Consider the following 204-nt stretch of genomic DNA (forward strand, 5'->3'; position numbering starts at 1 on the left):
GATAGTTTTGTATATGAAGTTTGTGATAATGGAAGTCCAATTGTTTGTGATCAGGCAACTGTTGTAATAACTATAAATCCAGCAAATTGCACAGAATTTGTGGCGGTAATTACTGGCGAAAATGTTATTACATGTAATTCACCTATTATTACACTAGACGCTAGCAGTTCAACTATTCAGGGAACAGCTATTTATAAATGGAGT

The 204-nt window shown here is 33.8% G+C and carries 1 protein-coding gene; it reads left to right on the forward strand.

The genetic code is table 11. The annotated features are described in order from the left end of the window. Positions 1-204: hypothetical protein (locus Q0776_RS17765; protein WP_298371367.1), on the forward strand; the 204-nt coding region annotated here is incomplete at both ends.

The organism is uncultured Lutibacter sp. (assembly GCF_947495725.1).
Taxonomy (GTDB): Bacteria; Bacteroidota; Bacteroidia; order Flavobacteriales; family Flavobacteriaceae; genus Lutibacter.